We start from the raw sequence: 18589 nt of genomic DNA, 5'->3' as shown, positions 1-18589 counted from the left end.
GTACCAGCCAGCACATCTGTAGCTGACCCACCCTTATCGGGGGCAAGCCCCCTCCCACATTTTTACCCTGTCGTAGCCCAAATCGTTTACTTGCCCCTAGAATGCTGCCTCCACTTCCTCAGGCATTCGGGGCTCTCATGCACATCTCTTCCGGCCGCTGGGTCTATGGCTTTGGCTTGACCCTGTTGACCGCGTTCCTGTGGGGCATCCTGCCCATCAAACTCAAACAAGTGTTGCAGGTGATGGACCCGATCACGGTCACCTGGTTTCGCCTGACGGTGGCCGGTGGTTGCCTGTTCGTCTACCTGGCGCTCACCCGGCGCTTGCCCAGTCGCAAGGTGCTCGGCCCCAAGGGTGGCTGGTTGGTGGCAATGGCAGTGTGCGGGTTGGTGGGCAACTACGTGTTGTATCTGGTCGGCCTGAAGATGCTCAGCCCCGGCACCGCGCAGTTGGTGGTGCAGATGGGCCCGATCTTCTTGATGATTGCCAGTGTGTTTGTGTTCAAGGAGCGGTTCAGCCTGGGGCAGGTGTTGGGGTTGGTGGTGTTGATCTGCGGTTTCGGCCTGTTCTTCAACCAGCGCCTGACAGAGTTGCTCACCTCCCTGGGCACCTACACCGCTGGCGTATTGACGATCTTGCTGGCGACCTCCATCTGGGTGTTCTACGCCCTGGGCCAGAAGCAACTGCTGACGGTGTGGAATTCGCTGCAAGTGATGATGGTGATCTACCTGTCCTGTGCGCTGTTGCTTACGCCCTGGGCTCATCCGTTGGAGGCGCTGGACCTGAGCCCACTGCAAGGCTGGCTGCTGCTGGCCTGCTGCATGAACACCCTGGTGGCCTACGGCGCGTTCGCCGAGGCGCTGGCGCATTGGGAAGCTTCACGGGTCAGTGCGACCCTCGCGCTGACGCCCTTGGTGACGTTTGTTGCGGTGGCCTTGGCTGCCTGGTGGTGGCCTGACTTCGTGCAGGCTGAAGAGATCAACGCCCTCGGGTATGCCGGGGCGTTGGTGGTGGTGCTGGGGTCGGCGACCGTGGCGCTGGCGCCGTCGTTGCTCGCCGGGCTCAAGGCCCGGCGCTTGCGTATGGCGTCCTAGTTTCCCAGCATGTCCTCCGGGCGTACCCACTGGTCGAACTCCGCATCGGTGAGGTACCCCAGCTCCAGCGCGGCTTCCCGTAGCGTCAAGCCTTCGGCATACGCCTTCTTGGCGATTTGCGCCGACTTGTCATAGCCGATGTGAGGGTTGAGCGCTGTTACCAGCATTAACCCACGCTCCAGATGCTCGGCCATTTGCACAGGGTCAGGTTCCAGGCCTGCGACGCAGTGTTCCTGGAAGTTGTTGCAGCCGTCGGCCAGCAGACGGATCGATTGCAGCAGGTTGTGGATGATCACCGGCTTGTACACGTTCAACTGCAAGTGGCCTTGGCTGGCGGCGATGCCGATGGTCACGTCGTTGCCGAGTACCTGGCAGGCCAGCATCGACAACGCCTCGCACTGGGTAGGGTTGACCTTGCCCGGCATGATCGAGCTACCCGGCTCGTTGGCGGGCAACTTCACTTCGGCCAGCCCGGCGCGCGGGCCGGAACCTAGCAGGCGCAGGTCGTTGGCGAGTTTCATCAGGGCCACGGCCAGGGTTTTCAGCGCGCCGTGCAGGGTGACCAGCGGCTCATGGCCGGAGAGGGCGGCGAACTTGTTGGGGGCGGTGACGAACGGCAAACCGGACAACGCTGCCAACTCGGAGGCAATGGCCTCGCCAAAGCCGTGGGGGGCATTGAGCCCGGTGCCGACGGCGGTGCCACCTTGGGCCAGTTCGCACACGGCGGGCAGGGCGCCACGGATCGCGCGTTCGGCATAATCGAGCTGGGCGATAAAAGCCGAGAGTTCCTGGCCGAAGGTGATCGGCGTGGCGTCCATCATGTGGGTGCGACCGGTTTTCACCAACTTCATATGTTTGGCGGCTTGCTCCGCCAACCCACCGGAAAGGTTGGCGATGGCGGGCAACAGATGCTGATGCACCGCTTGCACGGTCGCGATGCTCATCGCCGTGGGGAAGCAGTCATTGGAGCTCTGGGAGCGGTTGACGTGGTCGTTGGGGTGTACTGGGCTTTTGCCGCCCCGGTTGTTGCCCGCCAGTTCGTTGGCACGACCGGCAATCACTTCATTGGCGTTCATATTGCTTTGGGTGCCGCTGCCGGTCTGCCACACCACCAGCGGGAACTGGTCGTCATGTTGCCCGTCGAGCACTTCGTCGGCGGCTTGCTCGATCAGGCGGGCAATATCGGCGGGCAGGTCGCCGTTGCGGTCGTTGACCCTGGCCGCGGCCTTCTTGATCAACGCCAGGGCGTGCAGCACGGCCAGTGGCATGCGTTGTTCGCCGATGGCGAAATTCACCAGTGAACGTTGGGTCTGCGCGCCCCAGTAAGCGTCATCCGGGACATGAACTTCCCCCAGGCTGTCGGTTTCGATACGGCTCATCGAGCACACTCCTTCAGGTTCGTTTGCGCAGTTTAGGCTGTGATCGGCCAGGTGGGTTCCATTAAACGTTGTTCATCGGGTTGAAGCCCCGCAAAACCAGGTCCGACAAGGGGTGGGGTTGAGCCTGGGCGTTTTTTAGGCGCAGAATGGGCGCCCTTGGGGTCTTACCTCGCCTGCTAGAAAAGGAAACTCGATGACTCGTCTTCGTGCCATCTGTACCGCGGTTGCTCTGGTTTGCGCCAGCGGCCAGGTTCTTGCCGATACCGCCAGCCACAACGCCAGTGCCGAAGCCTTCCTTACCCTGGCTCACGCTGACAAGCTGGGTACCCCGGTGTACATGCAAGTGCAGCAAATGTTCGCCCAGCGTTTCGAACAGACCAAGGCGCCTGCCACCAAGCAGTCCGTACTGGACAGCTACCAGGCCAAGGCCAACGCCGCCCTGGACCAGGCCATCGGCTGGCCGAAGCTGAAGCCGGACATGGTCAAGCTCTACACCACCAACTTCAGCGAATCCGAGCTCAAGGACCTGGTCGCGTTCTACCAGTCGCCACTGGGCAAGAAAGTCCTGGAAAAAATGCCGCAGCTGACCCAGCAATCGGCCCAGATGACCCAGGCCAAGCTGGAAAGCGCCGTACCGGTGGTGAACAAGCTGTTGGAAGACATGACCAACGAGCTGACGCCGAAAGCCGCGGCACCGGCCAAGAAGAAGTAAGCAGGAATGACCATGCAACAGCGTATCGAAACGGCGCTTGCCGCCCTGGGCACCGACCATTTGAGCGTGCTGGATGAAAGCCACATGCACAGTCGTGGGTTGCAGACCCACTTCAAGGCTGTGCTGGTCAGCCCGCAGTTCGAGGGGCTCAACCGCGTCAAGCGCCATCAGAAGGTCTACGCCACCCTGGGTGACCTGATGAGCGAGTTTCATGCACTGGCGCTGCATACCTACACGCCTGACGAATGGGCGAAAATCGACGCAGCCCCGGCCTCGCCGACCTGCGCTGGCGGTCATGATTGATGACTGGGTGTCTCTGACACCGGGCATTTGTTAGAATCCGCAACGCGCCGCTTAGCCGGCGCGTTTTTTTTGCATCCGGTTCACCCTTTACGAGGGTAGCCACCTGGAGAGAACACCCATGACTCAACCGATTGTCGTGGCGGCACTGTATAAGTTCGTCACCCTCGAAGATTACGTCGCCCTGCGCGAGCCACTGCTGCAGGCGATGGTCGACAACGGCATCAAAGGCACCTTGCTGATCGCCGAAGAAGGCATCAACGGCACCGTATCCGGCAGCCGCGAAGGCATTGATGGCCTGATGGCCTGGTTGAAGAACGACCCGCGCATGGTCGATATCGACCACAAAGAATCCTACTGCGACGAGCAGCCGTTCTACCGCACCAAGGTCAAGCTCAAGAAAGAGATCGTGACCCTGGGCGTCGAAGGCGTCGACCCGAACAAGAAAGTCGGTACCTACGTCGACCCGCAGGACTGGAACGCGCTGATCAGCGACCCGGAAGTGCTGTTGATCGACACCCGTAACGACTACGAAGTGTCGATCGGTACCTTTGAAGGCGCGATTGACCCGAAAACCACCAGCTTTCGCGAATTTCCCGACTATATCAAAGCCAACTTCGACCCGGCCAAGCACAAGAAGGTCGCCATGTTCTGCACCGGTGGCATTCGTTGCGAGAAGGCATCGAGCTACATGCTCAGCGAAGGCTTTGATGAGGTCTACCACCTCAAGGGCGGTATTCTGAAGTACCTGGAAGAGGTGCCTCAGGAAGAAACCAAATGGCAGGGCGACTGCTTCGTGTTCGACAATCGTGTGACCGTGCGCCACGACTTGAGCGAAGGCGACTACGATCAATGTCATGCCTGCCGTACACCAGTGAGCGCCTCCGACCGCGCGTCCGAGCACTATGTGGCCGGCATCAGTTGCCCGCATTGCTGGGATAAACTGCCAGAGAAGACCCGCCGCAGTGCAATAGACCGGCAAAAGCAGATTGAACTGGCCAAGGCCCGCAATATGCCGCACCCGATTGGCTTCAACTACAAGCAATCTCCTTCCGAGGCCTGAGCCATGTCCGCGCGCCTGCTCTATGTAATGGACCCGATGTGTTCCTGGTGCTGGGGCTTTGCCCCAGTGGCCGAGGCGTTGGTGGAGCAGGCCCAGGCGGCCGGCGTGGAGCTGCACCTGGTGGTGGGCGGCTTGCGCACCGGCAGTGGCGCGGCGTTGGAGCCCACCACCCGGCGCTACATTCTGGAACATTGGCAGGCGGTCACCGAAGCCACCGGCCAGCCGTTCAAGCGCGAAGGCGCGTTGCCCGACGGTTTCGTTTATGACACCGAGCCGGCCTGTCGCGCCATCGTCACCGCCCGCAGCCTGGCGCCGGATTGCGCCTGGAAGCTGCTGGGGCTGATCCAGCGCGCGTTTTATGTCGAGGGCCGCGACGTGACCCTCGCCAGTGTGCTGGTGGAGTTGGCTGAGCAGGCGGGTATTCCGCGTATCGAGTTTGCCGGTGAGTTTGACCGCGCCGAACAGCATGCCGCGACGGCTGCTGATTTCACTTGGGTGCAAGACTTGGGTATCGCCGGCTTCCCGACGCTGCTGGCCGAGCGCAATGGCCAGTTGGCCTTGCTGACCAATGGTTACCAGCCGTTGTCCGAGTTGTCGCCTTTGCTGGGTCGATGGCTGGAGCGGGCAACCTGTGCATGATCAGCCTGACCTTGAGCCGACTAAACGTACTGATCGCCTGACCTGGGCGGAAATTCGCCGCCTGGCCCTGCGCCACAAGAAATCCCTATGGATCGCCAATGGCGTCGCCGTGCTGGCGACCCTGTGCAGCGTTCCCATTCCGTTGCTGTTGCCGTTGCTGGTGGACGAAGTGCTGCTGGGCCATGGCGATGCCGCCCTCAAGGTGATGAATCACGCCTTGCCCCTGGGTTGGCAGAAGGCCGCTGGCTACATCGGCCTGATGCTGCTGGTGACCTTGTTGCTGCGCTGTGGCGCCCTGGTGTTCAACGTGGTGCAGGCGCGACTGTTTGCGCGGCTGGCCAAGGATATTGTGTATCGCATCCGCGTGCGCCTGATCGAACGGCTCAAGCGCATTTCCCTCGGTGAGTACGAAAGCCTGGGCAGCGGTACGGTGACCACGCACCTGGTCACCGACCTGGATACGCTGGACAAGTTTGTCGGTGAAACCCTCAGTCGTTTTCTGGTGGCCATGCTCACCCTGGTCGGCACCTCGGCCATTCTGGTGTGGATGCATTGGCAGTTGGCATTGCTGATCCTGCTGTTCAACCCGTTGGTGATCTACGCCACGGTGCAACTGGGCAAGCGCGTCAAACACCTGAAGAAACTGGAAAACGACAGCACCTCACGTTTTACCCAGGCTCTGACCGAAACCCTTGATGCTATCCAGGAAGTTCGCGCCGGCAACCGCCAGGGCTTTTTCCTCGGTCGCCTTGGCCAGCGCGCCCAGGAAGTGCGCGATTATGCGATCAACTCCCAGTGGAAAAGCGATGCTTCCAGCCGCGCCAGCGGTTTGCTGTTCCAGTTCGGCATCGACATCTTCCGTGCGGCGGCCATGCTCACCGTCCTGTTTTCCGACCTGTCCATCGGCCAGATGCTCGCGGTGTTCAGCTACCTGTGGTTCATGATCGGTCCGGTGGAGCAATTGTTGAACCTGCAATATGCCTACTACGCGGCGGGTGGAGCGCTGACGCGGATAAACGAGCTGCTGGCGCGCGCCGATGAGCCCCAGTATGCGGGTGGCGAGGATCCGTTTACCGGGCGTGAGACGGTAGGCATTGATGTGCGGGGCCTCAACTTTGGCTACGGCGAAGACCTGGTGCTCGACCAGTTGAACCTGAGTATCGCGCCGGGTGAAAAGGTCGCCATCGTCGGTGCCAGCGGCGGTGGCAAGAGTACGTTGGTGCAACTGTTGCTGGGGCTGTACACCCCGCAAGCGGGCAGTATCCGTTTCGGTGGCGCCACCCAGCAGGAGATCGGCCTGGCGACCATCCGTGAAAACGTCGCAGTGGTGCTGCAACACCCGGCGCTGTTCAACGACACCGTGCGCGCCAACCTGACCATGGGGCGTGCCCGATCCGACCAGGCCTGCTGGCAGGCACTGGAAATCGCCCAGCTGGATGCTACCGTCAAGGCGTTGCCCTTGGGCCTGGACAGTGTGGTGGGGCGTTCCGGCGTGCGTTTTTCCGGTGGGCAACGCCAGCGTCTGGCGATTGCGCGGATGGTGTTGGCAGAGCCCAAAGTCGTTATTCTGGATGAGGCCACTTCGGCCCTGGATGCCGCTACCGAATACAACCTGCATCAGGCACTGGCGCGGTTTCTCAGCGGGCGTACTACACTGATCATCGCCCACCGCTTGTCAGCGGTGAAACAGGCTGATCGAGTACTGGTGTTCGATGGTGGGCATATCGCCGAAGATGGCGACCATCAGCAGTTGATTGCCGATGGTGGGTTGTACGCCAAATTGTACGGACATCTGCAACAAGTGCGTTGATAGAATGCTTTGGGAAGCGGATTCTCGCGTGCGTATTCAGCTGTGCATGTGCAAGGGGCTTCATGAAGCAAAAACCGACTCTCGCAGCGACGTTTAGCAAGCCTCGACTGCTGGGCATTGTCTGGCCTTTTATCGCCGTGGTGCTGTTCCAGGCATTGTTAGGTTGCGTCAGTCTCTACGTGCTTTCTGCAGTACGTGGCTACGTGGCAGGCGAAAGCCTATGGTCCAAGGGTCAGAAAGACGCCATCTATTACCTGACGCTCTACGCCGATAACCGCGATGAAGCCACGTATCTCAAGTACCAGCAAGCTATCGCGGTGCCCCAGGGCGGGCACGAACTGCGCATCGCCCTCGACCGTCCCACCCCTGACCTCACCGCTGCGCGCCTGGGCATCCTCAAGGGCGGCAACCATCCGGACGACGTTTCCAGCCTGATCTGGCTGTACCTCAACTTTCGCCATTTCAGCTACCTGGAAAAAGCCATCGAACTGTGGACCGTGGGCGATGGTTACCTGGTGCAATTGGACGACCTGGCCCAGGTGATGCACCGGGCGATCAGCACGAGTCAAGTCAGTGGCGACAATGTACGTGACTGGAAAGCCCGAATCATTGCCATCAATGACGGCGTGACCCCGGCGGCCAAGGCGTTCAGTGATGCCTTGGGTGAAGGCTCACGGATGATTTTACGGTTGCTGCTGATCACTAACCTGGCCACGGCCTTGGGCCTGATTGTCCTGGCGCTGCTGCGTACCCACAAGCTGCTGACCCAGCGTCATGCTTTCGCCAATGCCCTGCAGGCGGAGAAGGAGCGGGCGCAGATCACCCTGGAATCGATCGGCGACGGCGTGATCACCACTGATGTAGACGGCGCCATCGCCTACATGAACCCTGCGGCCGAGGCGTTGACCCACTGGAAAACCGCCCAGGCCCAAGGTTTGCCCCTGGCGGCCCTGTTCAACCTGCTGGATGAAAACGCCGAGGCCGATGGTTTTACCCTGATTGAACGCATCATCAAGGGTCAACTCAGTGGCGGCAGCGAGCACTCCAAGCTGATCCAGCGCCTGGACGGCAGTACGGTGTCGGTCACGCTGGTCGGCGCACCGATCCGCAGCGCCGGCAAGGTCAGCGGCGCAGTGCTGGTGCTGCACGACATGACCCAGGAGCGTCAGTACATCGCCAATCTGTCATGGCAGGCGACCCATGACGCCTTGACCGGCCTGGCCAACCGTCGCGAGTTCGAGTTCCGCCTGGAGCAGGTACTGCAGCAAGTGGCGCGCCAGCAAAGTGGGCGGCATGCGTTGATGTTCCTGGATCTGGACCAGTTCAAGTTGGTCAACGACACCTGTGGGCACGCGGCGGGCGATGAACTGTTGCGGCATATTTGTGCGCTGTTGCAGTCAGACCTGCGCGAAGGAGACACCCTGGCGCGCTTGGGCGGCGATGAATTCGGCATCCTGCTGGAGAATTGCCCGGCGCCCGTAGCGGAAAAGATCGCCGAGAGCCTGCGCCATACCGTGCAGAGCTTGCACTTCGTGTGGAAAGGGCGGCCGTTCATGACCACCGTGAGCATCGGCCTGGTGCATATCTCGCAAACCCCGACCACCTTGGAAACGTCGCTGCGGGCAGCGGACATGGCGTGCTACATGGCCAAGGAAAAGGGCCGCAACCGGGTGCAGGTCTATCATGCCGATGACTCGGAATTGTCCCTGCGTTTCGGTGAAATGGCTTGGGTGCAGCGCCTGCACATGGCCTTGGAGGAGAACCGTTTTTGCCTGTACTCCCAGGAAATTGCGCCGCTGGGCCATACCGACGGCGGCAATGGCCACGTCGAAATCCTGCTGCGATTGCATGATGAGGGTGGCCGGATCATCCTGCCCGACAGCTTTATCCCAGCCGCCGAACGTTATGGCCTGATGACGTCGCTGGATCGCTGGGTGGTCGAGAATGTGTTCAAGATCATCGCCGGCTGCCTGCATGAGCGCCCGGGCCGGCCCATGGCTATGTGTGCGATCAATCTGTCAGGCATTACCATTGGTGATGATGACTTCCTGGGTTTTTTACGTGAGAAATTCGCGGCTTACAACATCCCTCCGGCAATGATATGTTTTGAAATAACTGAGACGAGTGCTATTGCCAATCTGGGCAGTGCAATTCGTTTTATTAATGAACTCAAAGCGTTAGGTTGCCACTTCTCTCTCGACGACTTTTGCGCCGGAATGTCCTCATTCGCTTATCTTAAACATTTACCTGTAGACTTCCTGAAGATCGATGGAAGTTTCGTAAAGGATATGCTGGACGACCCGATTAACCGCGCGATGGTCGAAGTGATCAATCACATCGGCCACGTCATGGGTAAGCGCACAATTGCCGAGTTTGTTGAAACACCGCACATCGAACAGGCGTTACTTGAGATTGGTGTGGATTACGCTCAGGGCTACCTGATAGAGCGCCCGCAATTGTTTACCTTTGATAGCTTGCAGTGTCGACCTGTGCGGCCGCAGCCTCTGTTATTCAAGGCGCCCGGCACATTCCGTTGAAACATTTGCTGGTCTGTACTATCACACTAAAAAAGGAGCCCTACAGTGATCGACACATTCAACAGAACCGGCCCGCTTATGGAAGCCTCAAGTTACCCCGCCTGGGCGCAGCAATTGATCCAGGACTGTAGCGAGAGCAAGCGCCGAGTTGTCGAACACGAACTGTACCAGCGCATGCGCGACAACACGCTCAGCGCCAAGACCATGCGCCACTACCTGATCGGTGGCTGGCCAGTGGTTGAACAGTTTGCCTTGTACATGGCACAGAACCTCACCAAGACCAAGTTTGCCCGCCACCCTGGGGAGGATATGGCGCGACGCTGGCTGATGCGCAATATCCGCGTGGAACTGAACCACGCCGACTATTGGGTGCATTGGGCCCGTGCCCATGGGGTGAGCCTGGAGGAACTGCAAGCGCAGAACGTACCGCCGGAACTGCACGCCCTGAGCCACTGGTGCTGGCATACCAGCTCGGCCGACGCGCTGATCGTTGCGATTGCCGCCACCAACTACGCCATCGAGGGGGCGACTGGGGAGTGGTCCGCCGTGGTGTGTTCGACCGGTGTGTATGCGGCCGCCTTCCCGGAGGAAGACCGCAAGCGCGCGATGAAGTGGCTGAAGATGCACGCCCAGTACGACGACGCCCACCCTTGGGAAGCCCTGGAAATCATCTGCACCCTGGCCGGGATGAACCCGAGCAAGGCCCTGCAGGTCGAGTTGCGCCAGGCCGTCTGCAAGAGCTACGACTACATGTACCTGTTCCTGGAAAGCTGCATGCGCTTGGAAAAGGAGAAAGACAAGGCGCCCGCAGCCGTTCGCGAGCGCCCGGCGCGCGTCGCCAGCGAGGCGTGATGTAAAGGTGATGGTGGGGGCTTACCCCGCCATGGCCAAGCGATTGCGGCCTTCGCGCTTGGCCACATACAAAGCGTTGTCGGCCCGGCGCAACAGGCTTTCAGCCGATTCGGCGGCCAGCAGGGTTGAGCAGCCGAGGCTCACCGTCAGTTCGATCCGCGTACCCTCCACCCAGTAATCCTGGGCCTGCGCTGCCTGGCGCAGACGCTCGCCGACCATCGCTGCCGCATCGCGGCCGGTGTTGGACAGCAAGATCAGGAACTCTTCCCCGCCAAACCGAAACACCATGTCCACGTTGCGCAACTGGCTTTTGATCGCCGCCGCCACCGCGCGTAGCACGCTGTCGCCAGCGGCATGGCCGTGGGTGTCGTTGATGCGCTTGAAGTGGTCGATGTCCAGCATCAGCAAGGACAACGGGCTCAAATGCCGTCGGGCCATGTCGATCTCCCGTTGCAAGGTCTGGTCCATGGCGATGCGGTTGCCGGTTTCAGTCAAAGGGTCGCGCAGGGCACTGCGGGTAGCTGCACGGTAGAGCAGGGCGTTGCGCATCGGATAGAGCAAGGTGGCCAGCAGGGATTCGAGCTGATTCAGTTCGTCGTCCATGAAGCGCTGGTTACGGCGAAAGATCAGTTCACCCAAATGCTCGCCTTCATGGCTCAGGCTGTAGCTCACCGAGTGATGGCCGCGATGGCCGAACTCCAGGCGCAGGTCGCTGGTTTCATGGCGGTATTGCAGGGCATCCAAGGGCACCAGGCGTTGGACCTCGCGAAAGAACAGGCCGAGGATGCGCTCCGGCTCCAGGCTGGTCTGCAATTGCTGGTTCAGTTGCTGGCGAAGTTGGGCGAGGGTCGTGGGCCGTCGGGGGCGCAGCGAGGGTTGACCAAACCCCAGACGTTGCAATTTGGCACTGTCGAAGTCAATTGCGTTGGTCTGGGTGGGTGTTTTCATAAACGGACGGCCTCTAAGCACTTAACTGTCTTACAGGCTGGATGAGAATGGCAGATGCCAAGCGTCTTACTGTTCCTTCAGTTGTGTAAAACATTGGAAACAGTTTAAACCGCTTTGAGCCGGGTTATAACCCCAGGGCACTGCCGCACGTCTTGTCATCGCTTAACCTGCTTGGCAGGGAATTGAGCGAGATTCGTGCCAAATCCTTTTGGCTATATAAAACATCTTATAAATCAATTAATTGCTATTTTAACTAAGCACGAACACCGTCTGCCTGCGTCAGTTATTTGGCTGGCGGCGTCGACCTTACTGTTTTTGTGGATCGAACTGTTTATCGCGAATAAACAAGGCCGGCATCCCCCCGCAAATAAGAGACGCGCCGCCCAGAACAACGGGGTTAAACCAGGGTGGAGCGATCGATCTGCTCGATCGAGGTAACGCCGGTCAAGGTCATGGCCACGCGCATTTCCTTGGCGAAGATGTCCAGCAAGTTTTCCACGCCATGCTGGCCATCGGCGGCGAGTGCGTAGGCGGTGGCGCGGCCCAACAGGCACGCCTTGGCACCCAGGGCGAGCATGCGCACCACGTCCAGCCCGGAGCGGATGCCGGAGTCCACCAACACTGTGAGGTCGTCGCCCACTGCGTCGGCAATCGGTGGCAGGGCCTTGGCGGTGGACAGCACGCCGTCCAGCTGGCGGCCACCATGGTTGGAGACCACGATGCCATCGGCGCCGAAGCTCACGGCGTCCTTGGCGTCCTGAGGGTCGAGAATGCCTTTGATGATCATCGGGCCTTTCCAGAACTCACGGATCCACTCCAGGTCTTTCCAGCTGATCGACGGGTCGAAGTTGTTGGCCAGCCAGCCGATGTAGTCTTCCAGGTGGGTGGGTTTGCCCAGGTACTTGGAAATATTGCCCAGGTCGTGGGGGCGGCCCATCAACCCCACGTCGAACGCCCATTGCGGTTTCGTGACGGCTTGCAGCATGCGCCGCGAGGCCGCGAACGGCCCGGACATGCCCGAGTGAGCATCCCGGTAGCGTGCGCCGGGCGTCGGCATATCCACGGTAAACACCAGGGTGGTAACACCCGCAGCCTGGGCGCGTTCCAGGGCATTGCGCATGAAACCACGGTCCTTGAGCACGTACAGCTGGAACCAGATCGCATTGGCGCTCTGCGACGCCACTTCTTCGATGGGGCACACCGACACCGTCGACAGGCAGAACGGGATGCCTTTGTTGGCGGCCGCCTTGGCCGCCTGCACTTCGCCGCGCCGCGCATACATGCCGGTCAAGCCCACTGGGCTGAGGATCACGGGCATGTCCAGCGACTGGCCGAACAAGGTGGTCTTGAGGCTCAGGCTGTCGACATTGCGCAGCACGCGCTGGCGCAGGCTGATCTCGGCCAGGTCCGAACTGTTGGCGCGCATCGTGTGTTCGGCGTAGGCGCCACCGTCGATGTAATCGAACAGGAAGCGCGGCAGCTTGCGCTTGGCGGCTGCGCGATAGTCGGAGGCGGACGAGATGATCATTGAAGAGGGGCTCCACAAGGCAAGGTGGGTTCAGGATAGGCAACAATCTGGCATGATAAAAACAACTTTTTTCACTGATAACCAGTCGCCAAAGGAATACTGATGAACCTGCGAGCATTGCGTGCCTTTGTCGAAGTGGTACGCCAGGGTGGTTTTTCCCAGGCCGCGCAAGTGGTGTCCCTGACCCAGTCCACCGTGAGCAAGGCGGTCAAGACCCTGGAAGACGAACTGGGCACGCCACTGCTCAATCGCCTGGGCCACCGCAACGAACTCACCGCCGCCGGTGAAATTGCCTACCGCCGCGCCCAGGTACTGCTCGCCGAGAGCAACGATTTGGTGGCCGAGATCAACGACCTGCGTGGCCTCAAGCGTGGCCAACTGCGCATCGGCCTGCCGCCGGTAGGCTGTGGCGTGCTGTTCGCGGCGATGTTCGCCACCTACCGCACACGCTACCCCGACATCGAAATCGAACTCACCGAATACGGCAGTAAAAAACTGCGCGGATGCCTGGAGGCCGGAGAGATCGACCTGGCGGCACTGCTGTTGCCCACGGATGAAGGTTTCGACTACCAACCCGTGCGCAATGAACCGCTGATGGCCGTATTGCCCGTTAACCACCCGCTGGCCCGGCGCAAGCGCATCGACTTCACCGACCTTGCCGACTCACCGTTCATCCTGTTCGAAGCCGGCTTCGCCCTGAACGCCAAGATCCTCGCCGCCTGCGAGCGCAAAGGTGTGACACCCAAGGTCACCGCGCGCAGCGGGCAGATCGACTTTATCGTCGACCTGGTCTCGGCAGGACTGGGCGTCGCCTTCCTGCCGCGCATGCTGGCGCACAAGCATCAACACCCCGGCATCGCCTTGATCCCCTTGGACGAACCCCACACCGACTGGCACATCGCCCTGGCCTGGCGTGCCAGCGCCCACCTACCTCCTGCCGCCCGCGCCTGGCTGGATTTGGCCAAGGAAATGGCCCATTCGGAGTAGGGCGGCTACCGGTTATCCGGATAAATTAGATCGAATGCTTGACTTCTTCTTTTTAATCAGTAACATACGGCGCATTCCGCGATAGCTCAGTTGGTAGAGCAAATGACTGTTAATCATTGGGTCCCTGGTTCGAGTCCAGGTCGTGGAGCCAGATAGAGAAAAGCCTGCAGAGATGCAGGCTTTTTTTTGCCTTGGATTTGGCTGGGGTGATCAAAGTCGCGAACGTTCCCAAAATGCTGAATAAGGTATCTAGTCGTTATGGCTGGTGGGGCGACGTATCAGTCAATTATGTCCCTTTGATATTCACTTTAACCCTGTGCTTTCAAGCATTAGGGGTGTGATCAGGAAGCGTTAGAGGGGGCTGAGAATGAAGCTCCCCACGGAATGCCACTAGTGCTAACGGACCCAGGCTGGCGAGTACCAGTGAGATAATTTCCGATTGCGCCGCCTATAATTCCGCCAGCCATCGCGCCTAAGTTTCCACCGTAGACGTTACCGACGGTTGCGCCAATTGATGCGCCAATTGTTTCTGCTGAGACGGTCATACCTCCCTGTGCACCATAAACATCCACTAGCTCTTCATTCGTTAAGCTTCTCATGGCATTTCCTTATTTTCTGATGGGTGAGTTTAGTCTGATGTGATGCTTATTGTTTTTTAGCTATGAATCGAATGAGTATGATTTTGTAGGTGGTGCTTACGGCCAGTCCAATGAGTATGTATTTTAAAAGTGAGTTTAGTGCTAGATAGTCTGAAATCGTGCCGACGATGATGCCGATCAAAACTGATATCAGAACCGGAAATAAGGTTTTCACGAGCTTAACCCTGAATGAGGCAGTGTTGAGTGTCTATCCACCCGTAGAAGTTGAGTTTCAGTTGGCGAAAGCTAAACAACTTTTGGGTGAATAGAAAGGGTATAAAGCGAAATTATAGCTCGTCAGAGCTCGGGTCGACACCCTTCATTTGTAGGGGGGCGGAGGAGAGCCAAGAAGCTGTGGGTGCTCGGCTCTGGTTTCTAATGTTGATGTCACTCGAAAGTCAAGTATTTACGCATTTCGGAAGTTGTGTTTGAGCTAGAGTAAGTGGAACTGATAATCCTGGTTGGTAGCCATTTCAGTGGGTGTTGAGGCCCTTGAGATATATGGGTGGAGGATGTCAAATTTATTTTAACTCAGGTTGAAAATCAGGCTCCCCTACGATTGTAGGGGGTGACTAAATGTTTGGAGCCTGGGATAGTAAAGAAGCAAGTAGGTGTGGGCAGGCCTATTTTACTCCCTTCATTGTGCTGGTTTTAACAGCTAATTCAACACGGCTCGCTGTGTTGGTTTTTTTGAGCATTGATGAAATGTGGTCCCTTACAGTGTGGTCGCTGATTCCTAACTCTCGGCCAATTTCCTTGTTGGTTAAGCCTTGAACTAAAAAATTCAGTACCGCGGACTCTCGATCGGTAATGTTCAATACGCTGCTCCCTGCGCTCGCTCATATAGGATATTGAAGAAAGGATGGCTCCCTTCTATAGCTGTAAGGCTAACGAATGAGGCGGTCAGAAATTTACCTTGGACAACTGATTTTTCATCAGGCGTGGAGCTGATCACTGTTCTGTGACGCCGTGAGGACGCGTACTACTTCGGGTGAACCCTGGAAAAAGATTGATAAAGGATGAATTGTGCCATCGGAAACACCGTTGTTCCGGCTAGAAGCTCTGAGCGCTAGGCAAGCTAATTGGCTAGGGGAGATCGTGCTCGTTAGGCCCGTTTCCTTCGCAGTGCTGACGCTGATTGCTGGGCTCTTTGCAGTCATGGTGGTGAGTTTTTTTCTATGGGGCAGTTACACAAAGCGCATTACCGTCCCGGGTCAGTTGGTACCGTTCTCGGGGCAACTGAAAATACACGCACCTCAGTACGGCTTAGTCCTAGAGCGCTTTATCGATGAAGGCCAGCCGGTCAAGCAAGGAGCGCCACTGTTCCGAATTTCCAGTGAGCGCTATGCCGGTGATTCGCGGCCAGTTCAAGCAGATGTAACCGATCAACTGACCATTCGACAGCACTCTCTGAATGACGAGTTAGTCAAAAAGAAGCAACTGCAGTCAGAGGAGCGACAAAGCTTGCTAAGCAAGCTCGAAAGTTTACGACGACAGTTATGGACGCTGGCGCAGCAGACAGCCAGTCAAGAGAAGCTTGTAAAGCTGGCGACCAATGCGGCTGATCGATATCAAGGATTGATGGACAAGGGCTACATCTCAATGGATCAGCTGCAACAGCGTCAGTCCGAACTCCTGGGCCAGCATCAGACCCTCCAGGGGCTGGCTCGCGAAACGACAGTGCTGAACCAGCAGTTGGTGGAAACCCAGCATGAGTTTGCAGGTCTTTCGTCGCTGCACGAAAACCAACTGGCAGATATTCAGCGTTCATTATCGGGCATCCAGCAAGAACTCATTGAAAGTGAAGCCAAGCGTGCCTTGACCATTACGGCTCCCCAGGGTGGCGTGGCTACTGCGATTCTCGTTGAGCCGGGTCAGACAGTTGATAGTTCACGGGTCTTGATGAGCATCGTGCCTGCCAATTCTCATCTGCAAGTCGAACTGTACGCGCCGAGTAAAGCCATCGGTTTCATTCATACCGGTGACCCGGTGAGGGTGCGTTATCAGGCGTACCCGTATCAGAAGTTCGGCCAACACAGTGGCAGCGTCGCCTCTATCTCAAAGGCGACGTTGTCTGCCGCTGAGTTGGCAACGATGACCGGCAGTGTCCCTGGACTTGGATTGAATGGTGAGCAGATTTACCGCATACGCGTCGATATCGAAGCACAATCCGTACTGGCATATGGCAAGCCACGACCTCTGCAAACCGGCATGTTGGTTGAGGCTGACATCCTGCAGGAGACTCGTCGTCTCTATGAGTGGGTGCTTGAGCCGCTCTACAGCCTGACTGGTAAATTCTAGGAGATACCGCATGAACTATCTCGATGCGATCTCTTTGCGAATGGGGCGACGCCTGCCCTTGATCCTGCAAACTGAAGCGACGGAGTGTGGCCTGGCTTGCCTTGCGATGATCACGGGATTTCACGGTCATCATGCAACGCTGATGGACTTGCGCCGTCAATTCAGCGTGTCACTCAAGGGAAGTACGCTCAAGCAATTGATCCAGACTGCTGACCAACTGAATCTTGGGGCGCGAGCTGTCAGGCTGGAGCTTGAAGATCTGGGCAAATTAAAGTTGCCTTGCGTTTTGCATTGGAACTTCAACCACTTCATTGTTCTCAAGGCTGTAGAGAGCCAACGAATTATTGTGCATGACCCTGCCTCCGGCATCCGGCATTTGAGCTTGGCCGAAGCTAGCAAGTCTTTCACCGGTGTGGCGCTTGAAGTCTGGCCTGGCGGGAGCTTTGAAAAGCAGCAGCCAAAGCCTCAAGTCAAACTGATGAGCATGCTGGGGAGAGTGAGCGGTCTGTACCGTTCCCTTGGACAGGTGCTTGCCTTGGCGCTGGCGCTAGAAGTGTTCTCACTGGTCAGTCCTTTCCTGCTGCAATGGACGCTCGACAACGTGCTGGTCACCCAAGATCGTGACCTGTTGACAACTTTGATTATCGGCTTTGGCTTGCTGTTGCTGATGCAGCAAATGGTGAGCGCCATACGGGCCTGGGTCATGATGCATTTGAGCACGCTATTGAGCGTGCAATGGCGCGCCAATGTATTCAGTCATCTGTTGCGTCTGCCTATCCACTATTTTGAAAAGCGGCATCTAGGGGATGTCGTTTCCCGTTTCGGTGCCGTTGATGTCATACAGGGCACCCTGACAGCGGCGTTCTTTTCTGCCGTGCTCGATGGTCTCATGACCATCGCTACTTTCATTCTCATGTTTATCTACAGCCCGTTACTGGCAGCCATAGCCGCCACAGCGATGACCCTGTACGCCATGGTTCGCTGGGCGTGGTACTACCCGTTGCGTCGGGCTAGTGAAGAACAGATTGTTCACGCCGCCCGCCAGGAAAGTCACTTTCTTGAAACGGTGCGTGGTATGCGGCCGATCAAGCTGTTCCAGCGTCAGAACGAAAGGCGTCTTGCCTGGCTTGGCTTGCTGGTAGAACAGATCAATGCAGGGTTGAGAACGCAGAAGTTGCAGCTGATCTACACGCAGTTGAACGGTTTGATATTTGGTTTGGAGAATCTGATTGCCATTGGGCTGGGTGCCTCCTTGGTGATGAATAACCAGTTCACTGTCGGCGTATTGATCGCGTTTATGGCTTACAAAAATCAGTTCGTCAGCCGCGTCGCGAACTTGATCGACCATCTTTTTGAGCTTTATATGTTGCGTCTGCAAGGTGAGCGGTTGGCTGACATTGTCATGCACCCACCGGAAGAAAGCCGCGGCACATCAGCAAATGCAACGTGGCCTGCCTGCCCGGTGGATATTGAGCTTAAAGGCGTGAAGTACCGATATTCCGACCAAGAGCCGTTCGTGCTCAATGGCGTTGATATGTATATCGCACAAGGCGAGTCGGTGGCCGTCACCGGTGCTTCGGGCAGCGGCAAGAGTACGCTCGTTAGCTTGCTGCTGGGTATCTTCCAGCCTACCGAAGGCCGGATACTCATGGCAGGGAGTGATCTACAACAACTGGGAACCGAAACGTTCCGGGGCAAGATCGGGACAGTCATGCAGGACGACTGCCTGTTCGCCGGTTCACTCTCAGACAACATCGTGTTCTTTGAGTCTGACCCAGATCTGGATTGGGCTATGGAGTGC

At 58.1% G+C, this 18589-nt stretch carries 16 protein-coding genes and 1 tRNA gene; 12 read left to right on the top strand and 5 right to left on the bottom strand.

Annotated elements, in window-relative coordinates; translation table 11 throughout:
- Positions 1-137 precede the first annotated feature (137 nt).
- Positions 138-1094, top strand: coding sequence for a DMT family transporter (locus ACRESD_RS18195; RefSeq protein WP_431752186.1), 957 nt, complete (start codon positions 138-140; stop codon positions 1092-1094).
- Here ACRESD_RS18195 and ACRESD_RS18190 read toward each other — a convergent pair.
- Positions 1091-2473 (bottom strand): class II fumarate hydratase, encoded by a 1383-nt coding sequence (locus tag ACRESD_RS18190; protein ID WP_431752185.1) that lies wholly within the window; start codon positions 2471-2473, stop codon positions 1091-1093. The two genes, ACRESD_RS18195 and ACRESD_RS18190, sit on opposite strands and share 4 nt — an antisense overlap.
- A 193-nt stretch (positions 2474-2666) precedes the next feature.
- On the opposite strand from ACRESD_RS18190, the gene ACRESD_RS18185 reads away from it, so the two are divergent.
- From ACRESD_RS18185 to ACRESD_RS18155, 7 genes are all read left to right on the top strand, one after another.
- Entirely contained in the window at positions 2667-3185 is a 519-nt protein-coding gene (locus ACRESD_RS18185; RefSeq protein ID WP_431752184.1) for a DUF2059 domain-containing protein, read from the top strand.
- A 6-nt stretch (positions 3186-3191) separates the two neighbouring features.
- Entirely contained in the window at positions 3192-3488 is a 297-nt protein-coding gene (locus ACRESD_RS18180) for a BolA family protein (protein ID WP_185703844.1), read from the top strand.
- A 118-nt stretch (positions 3489-3606) separates the two neighbouring features.
- Positions 3607-4548, top strand: a complete 942-nt coding sequence (locus tag ACRESD_RS18175; RefSeq protein ID WP_431752183.1) for a rhodanese-related sulfurtransferase — start codon at positions 3607-3609, stop codon at positions 4546-4548.
- 36 nt (positions 4549-4584) lie between these two features.
- Entirely contained in the window at positions 4585-5187 is a 603-nt protein-coding gene (locus ACRESD_RS18170; protein ID WP_338577058.1) for a DsbA family protein, read from the top strand.
- Positions 5180-6997 (top strand): ABC transporter ATP-binding protein, encoded by a 1818-nt coding sequence (locus tag ACRESD_RS18165; RefSeq protein WP_431752182.1) that lies wholly within the window; start codon positions 5180-5182, stop codon positions 6995-6997. Before ACRESD_RS18170 ends, ACRESD_RS18165 begins: the two co-directional genes overlap by 8 nt.
- Positions 6998-7059: 62 nt before the next feature.
- The gene (locus tag ACRESD_RS18160; protein WP_431752181.1) at positions 7060-9534 is read left to right on the top strand and encodes an EAL domain-containing protein; all 2475 of its coding nucleotides are present in this window, start codon (positions 7060-7062) and stop codon (positions 9532-9534) included.
- Positions 9535-9612: 78 nt separating this feature from the next.
- Positions 9613-10386, top strand: coding sequence for a TenA family transcriptional regulator (locus tag ACRESD_RS18155; RefSeq protein ID WP_431752188.1), 774 nt, complete (start codon positions 9613-9615; stop codon positions 10384-10386).
- A 21-nt stretch (positions 10387-10407) separates the two neighbouring features.
- Here the strand turns inward: ACRESD_RS18155 and ACRESD_RS18150 are convergent, their stop codons facing one another.
- Positions 10408-11334: a GGDEF domain-containing protein gene (locus ACRESD_RS18150; RefSeq protein WP_431752180.1), complete on the bottom strand. Its 927-nt coding sequence runs from the start codon at positions 11332-11334 to the stop codon at positions 10408-10410.
- A 397-nt stretch (positions 11335-11731) separates the two neighbouring features.
- Positions 11732-12862 (bottom strand): FMN-dependent L-lactate dehydrogenase LldD, encoded by a 1131-nt coding sequence (gene lldD / locus ACRESD_RS18145; protein WP_431752179.1) that lies wholly within the window; start codon positions 12860-12862, stop codon positions 11732-11734.
- Positions 12863-12964: 102 nt separating this feature from the next.
- Between lldD and ACRESD_RS18140 the strand changes: the two genes are divergently transcribed.
- Both ACRESD_RS18140 and ACRESD_RS18135 read left to right on the top strand, forming a co-directional pair.
- Complete coding sequence (locus ACRESD_RS18140; RefSeq protein ID WP_431752178.1) at positions 12965-13849, top strand: LysR family transcriptional regulator; 885 nt, start codon at positions 12965-12967, stop codon at positions 13847-13849.
- Between the two features lie 75 nt (positions 13850-13924).
- Positions 13925-14000 (top strand) — tRNA-Asn (locus ACRESD_RS18135).
- Between the two features lie 190 nt (positions 14001-14190).
- Here ACRESD_RS18135 and ACRESD_RS18130 read toward each other — a convergent pair.
- Positions 14191-14448, bottom strand: coding sequence for a colicin V family bacteriocin (locus ACRESD_RS18130; protein ID WP_431752177.1), 258 nt, complete (start codon positions 14446-14448; stop codon positions 14191-14193).
- 662 nt (positions 14449-15110) lie between these two features.
- Positions 15111-15305: a response regulator transcription factor gene (locus ACRESD_RS18125; RefSeq protein WP_431752176.1), complete on the bottom strand. Its 195-nt coding sequence runs from the start codon at positions 15303-15305 to the stop codon at positions 15111-15113.
- 226 nt (positions 15306-15531) lie between these two features.
- Between ACRESD_RS18125 and ACRESD_RS18120 the strand changes: the two genes are divergently transcribed.
- Positions 15532-16788, top strand: a complete 1257-nt coding sequence (locus ACRESD_RS18120) for an HlyD family secretion protein (protein ID WP_431752187.1) — start codon at positions 15532-15534, stop codon at positions 16786-16788.
- Positions 16789-16798: 10 nt separating this feature from the next.
- Positions 16799-18589: peptidase domain-containing ABC transporter (locus ACRESD_RS18115; protein ID WP_431752175.1), on the top strand; the 1791-nt coding region annotated here is incomplete at its 3' end.

Source organism: Pseudomonas sp., assembly GCF_050739995.1.
Classification (GTDB): domain Bacteria; phylum Pseudomonadota; class Gammaproteobacteria; order Pseudomonadales; family Pseudomonadaceae; genus Aquipseudomonas.
The sequence above is the reverse complement of the archived record's forward strand: the minus strand, read 5'-3'. Positions and strand labels throughout refer to the sequence as shown.

Bases quoted from the DNA above. Each gene is read 5' to 3' on its own strand.
- ACRESD_RS18195 (WP_431752186.1), top strand. From the start codon at position 138: ATGCACATCTCTTCCGGCCGCTGGGTCTATGGCTTTGGCTTGACCCTG.
- ACRESD_RS18190 (WP_431752185.1), bottom strand. From the start codon at position 2,473: ATGAGCCGTATCGAAACCGACAGCCTGGGGGAAGTTCATGTCCCGGAT.
- ACRESD_RS18185 (WP_431752184.1), top strand. From the start codon at position 2,667: ATGACTCGTCTTCGTGCCATCTGTACCGCGGTTGCTCTGGTTTGCGCC.
- ACRESD_RS18180 (WP_185703844.1), top strand. From the start codon at position 3,192: ATGACCATGCAACAGCGTATCGAAACGGCGCTTGCCGCCCTGGGCACC.
- ACRESD_RS18175 (WP_431752183.1), top strand. From the start codon at position 3,607: ATGACTCAACCGATTGTCGTGGCGGCACTGTATAAGTTCGTCACCCTC.
- ACRESD_RS18170 (WP_338577058.1), top strand. From the start codon at position 4,585: ATGTGTTCCTGGTGCTGGGGCTTTGCCCCAGTGGCCGAGGCGTTGGTG.
- ACRESD_RS18160 (WP_431752181.1), top strand. From the start codon at position 7,060: ATGAAGCAAAAACCGACTCTCGCAGCGACGTTTAGCAAGCCTCGACTG.
- ACRESD_RS18155 (WP_431752188.1), top strand. From the start codon at position 9,613: ATGGAAGCCTCAAGTTACCCCGCCTGGGCGCAGCAATTGATCCAGGAC.
- ACRESD_RS18150 (WP_431752180.1), bottom strand. From the start codon at position 11,334: ATGAAAACACCCACCCAGACCAACGCAATTGACTTCGACAGTGCCAAA.
- lldD (WP_431752179.1), bottom strand. From the start codon at position 12,862: ATGATCATCTCGTCCGCCTCCGACTATCGCGCAGCCGCCAAGCGCAAG.
- ACRESD_RS18140 (WP_431752178.1), top strand. From the start codon at position 12,965: ATGAACCTGCGAGCATTGCGTGCCTTTGTCGAAGTGGTACGCCAGGGT.
- ACRESD_RS18130 (WP_431752177.1), bottom strand. From the start codon at position 14,448: ATGAGAAGCTTAACGAATGAAGAGCTAGTGGATGTTTATGGTGCACAG.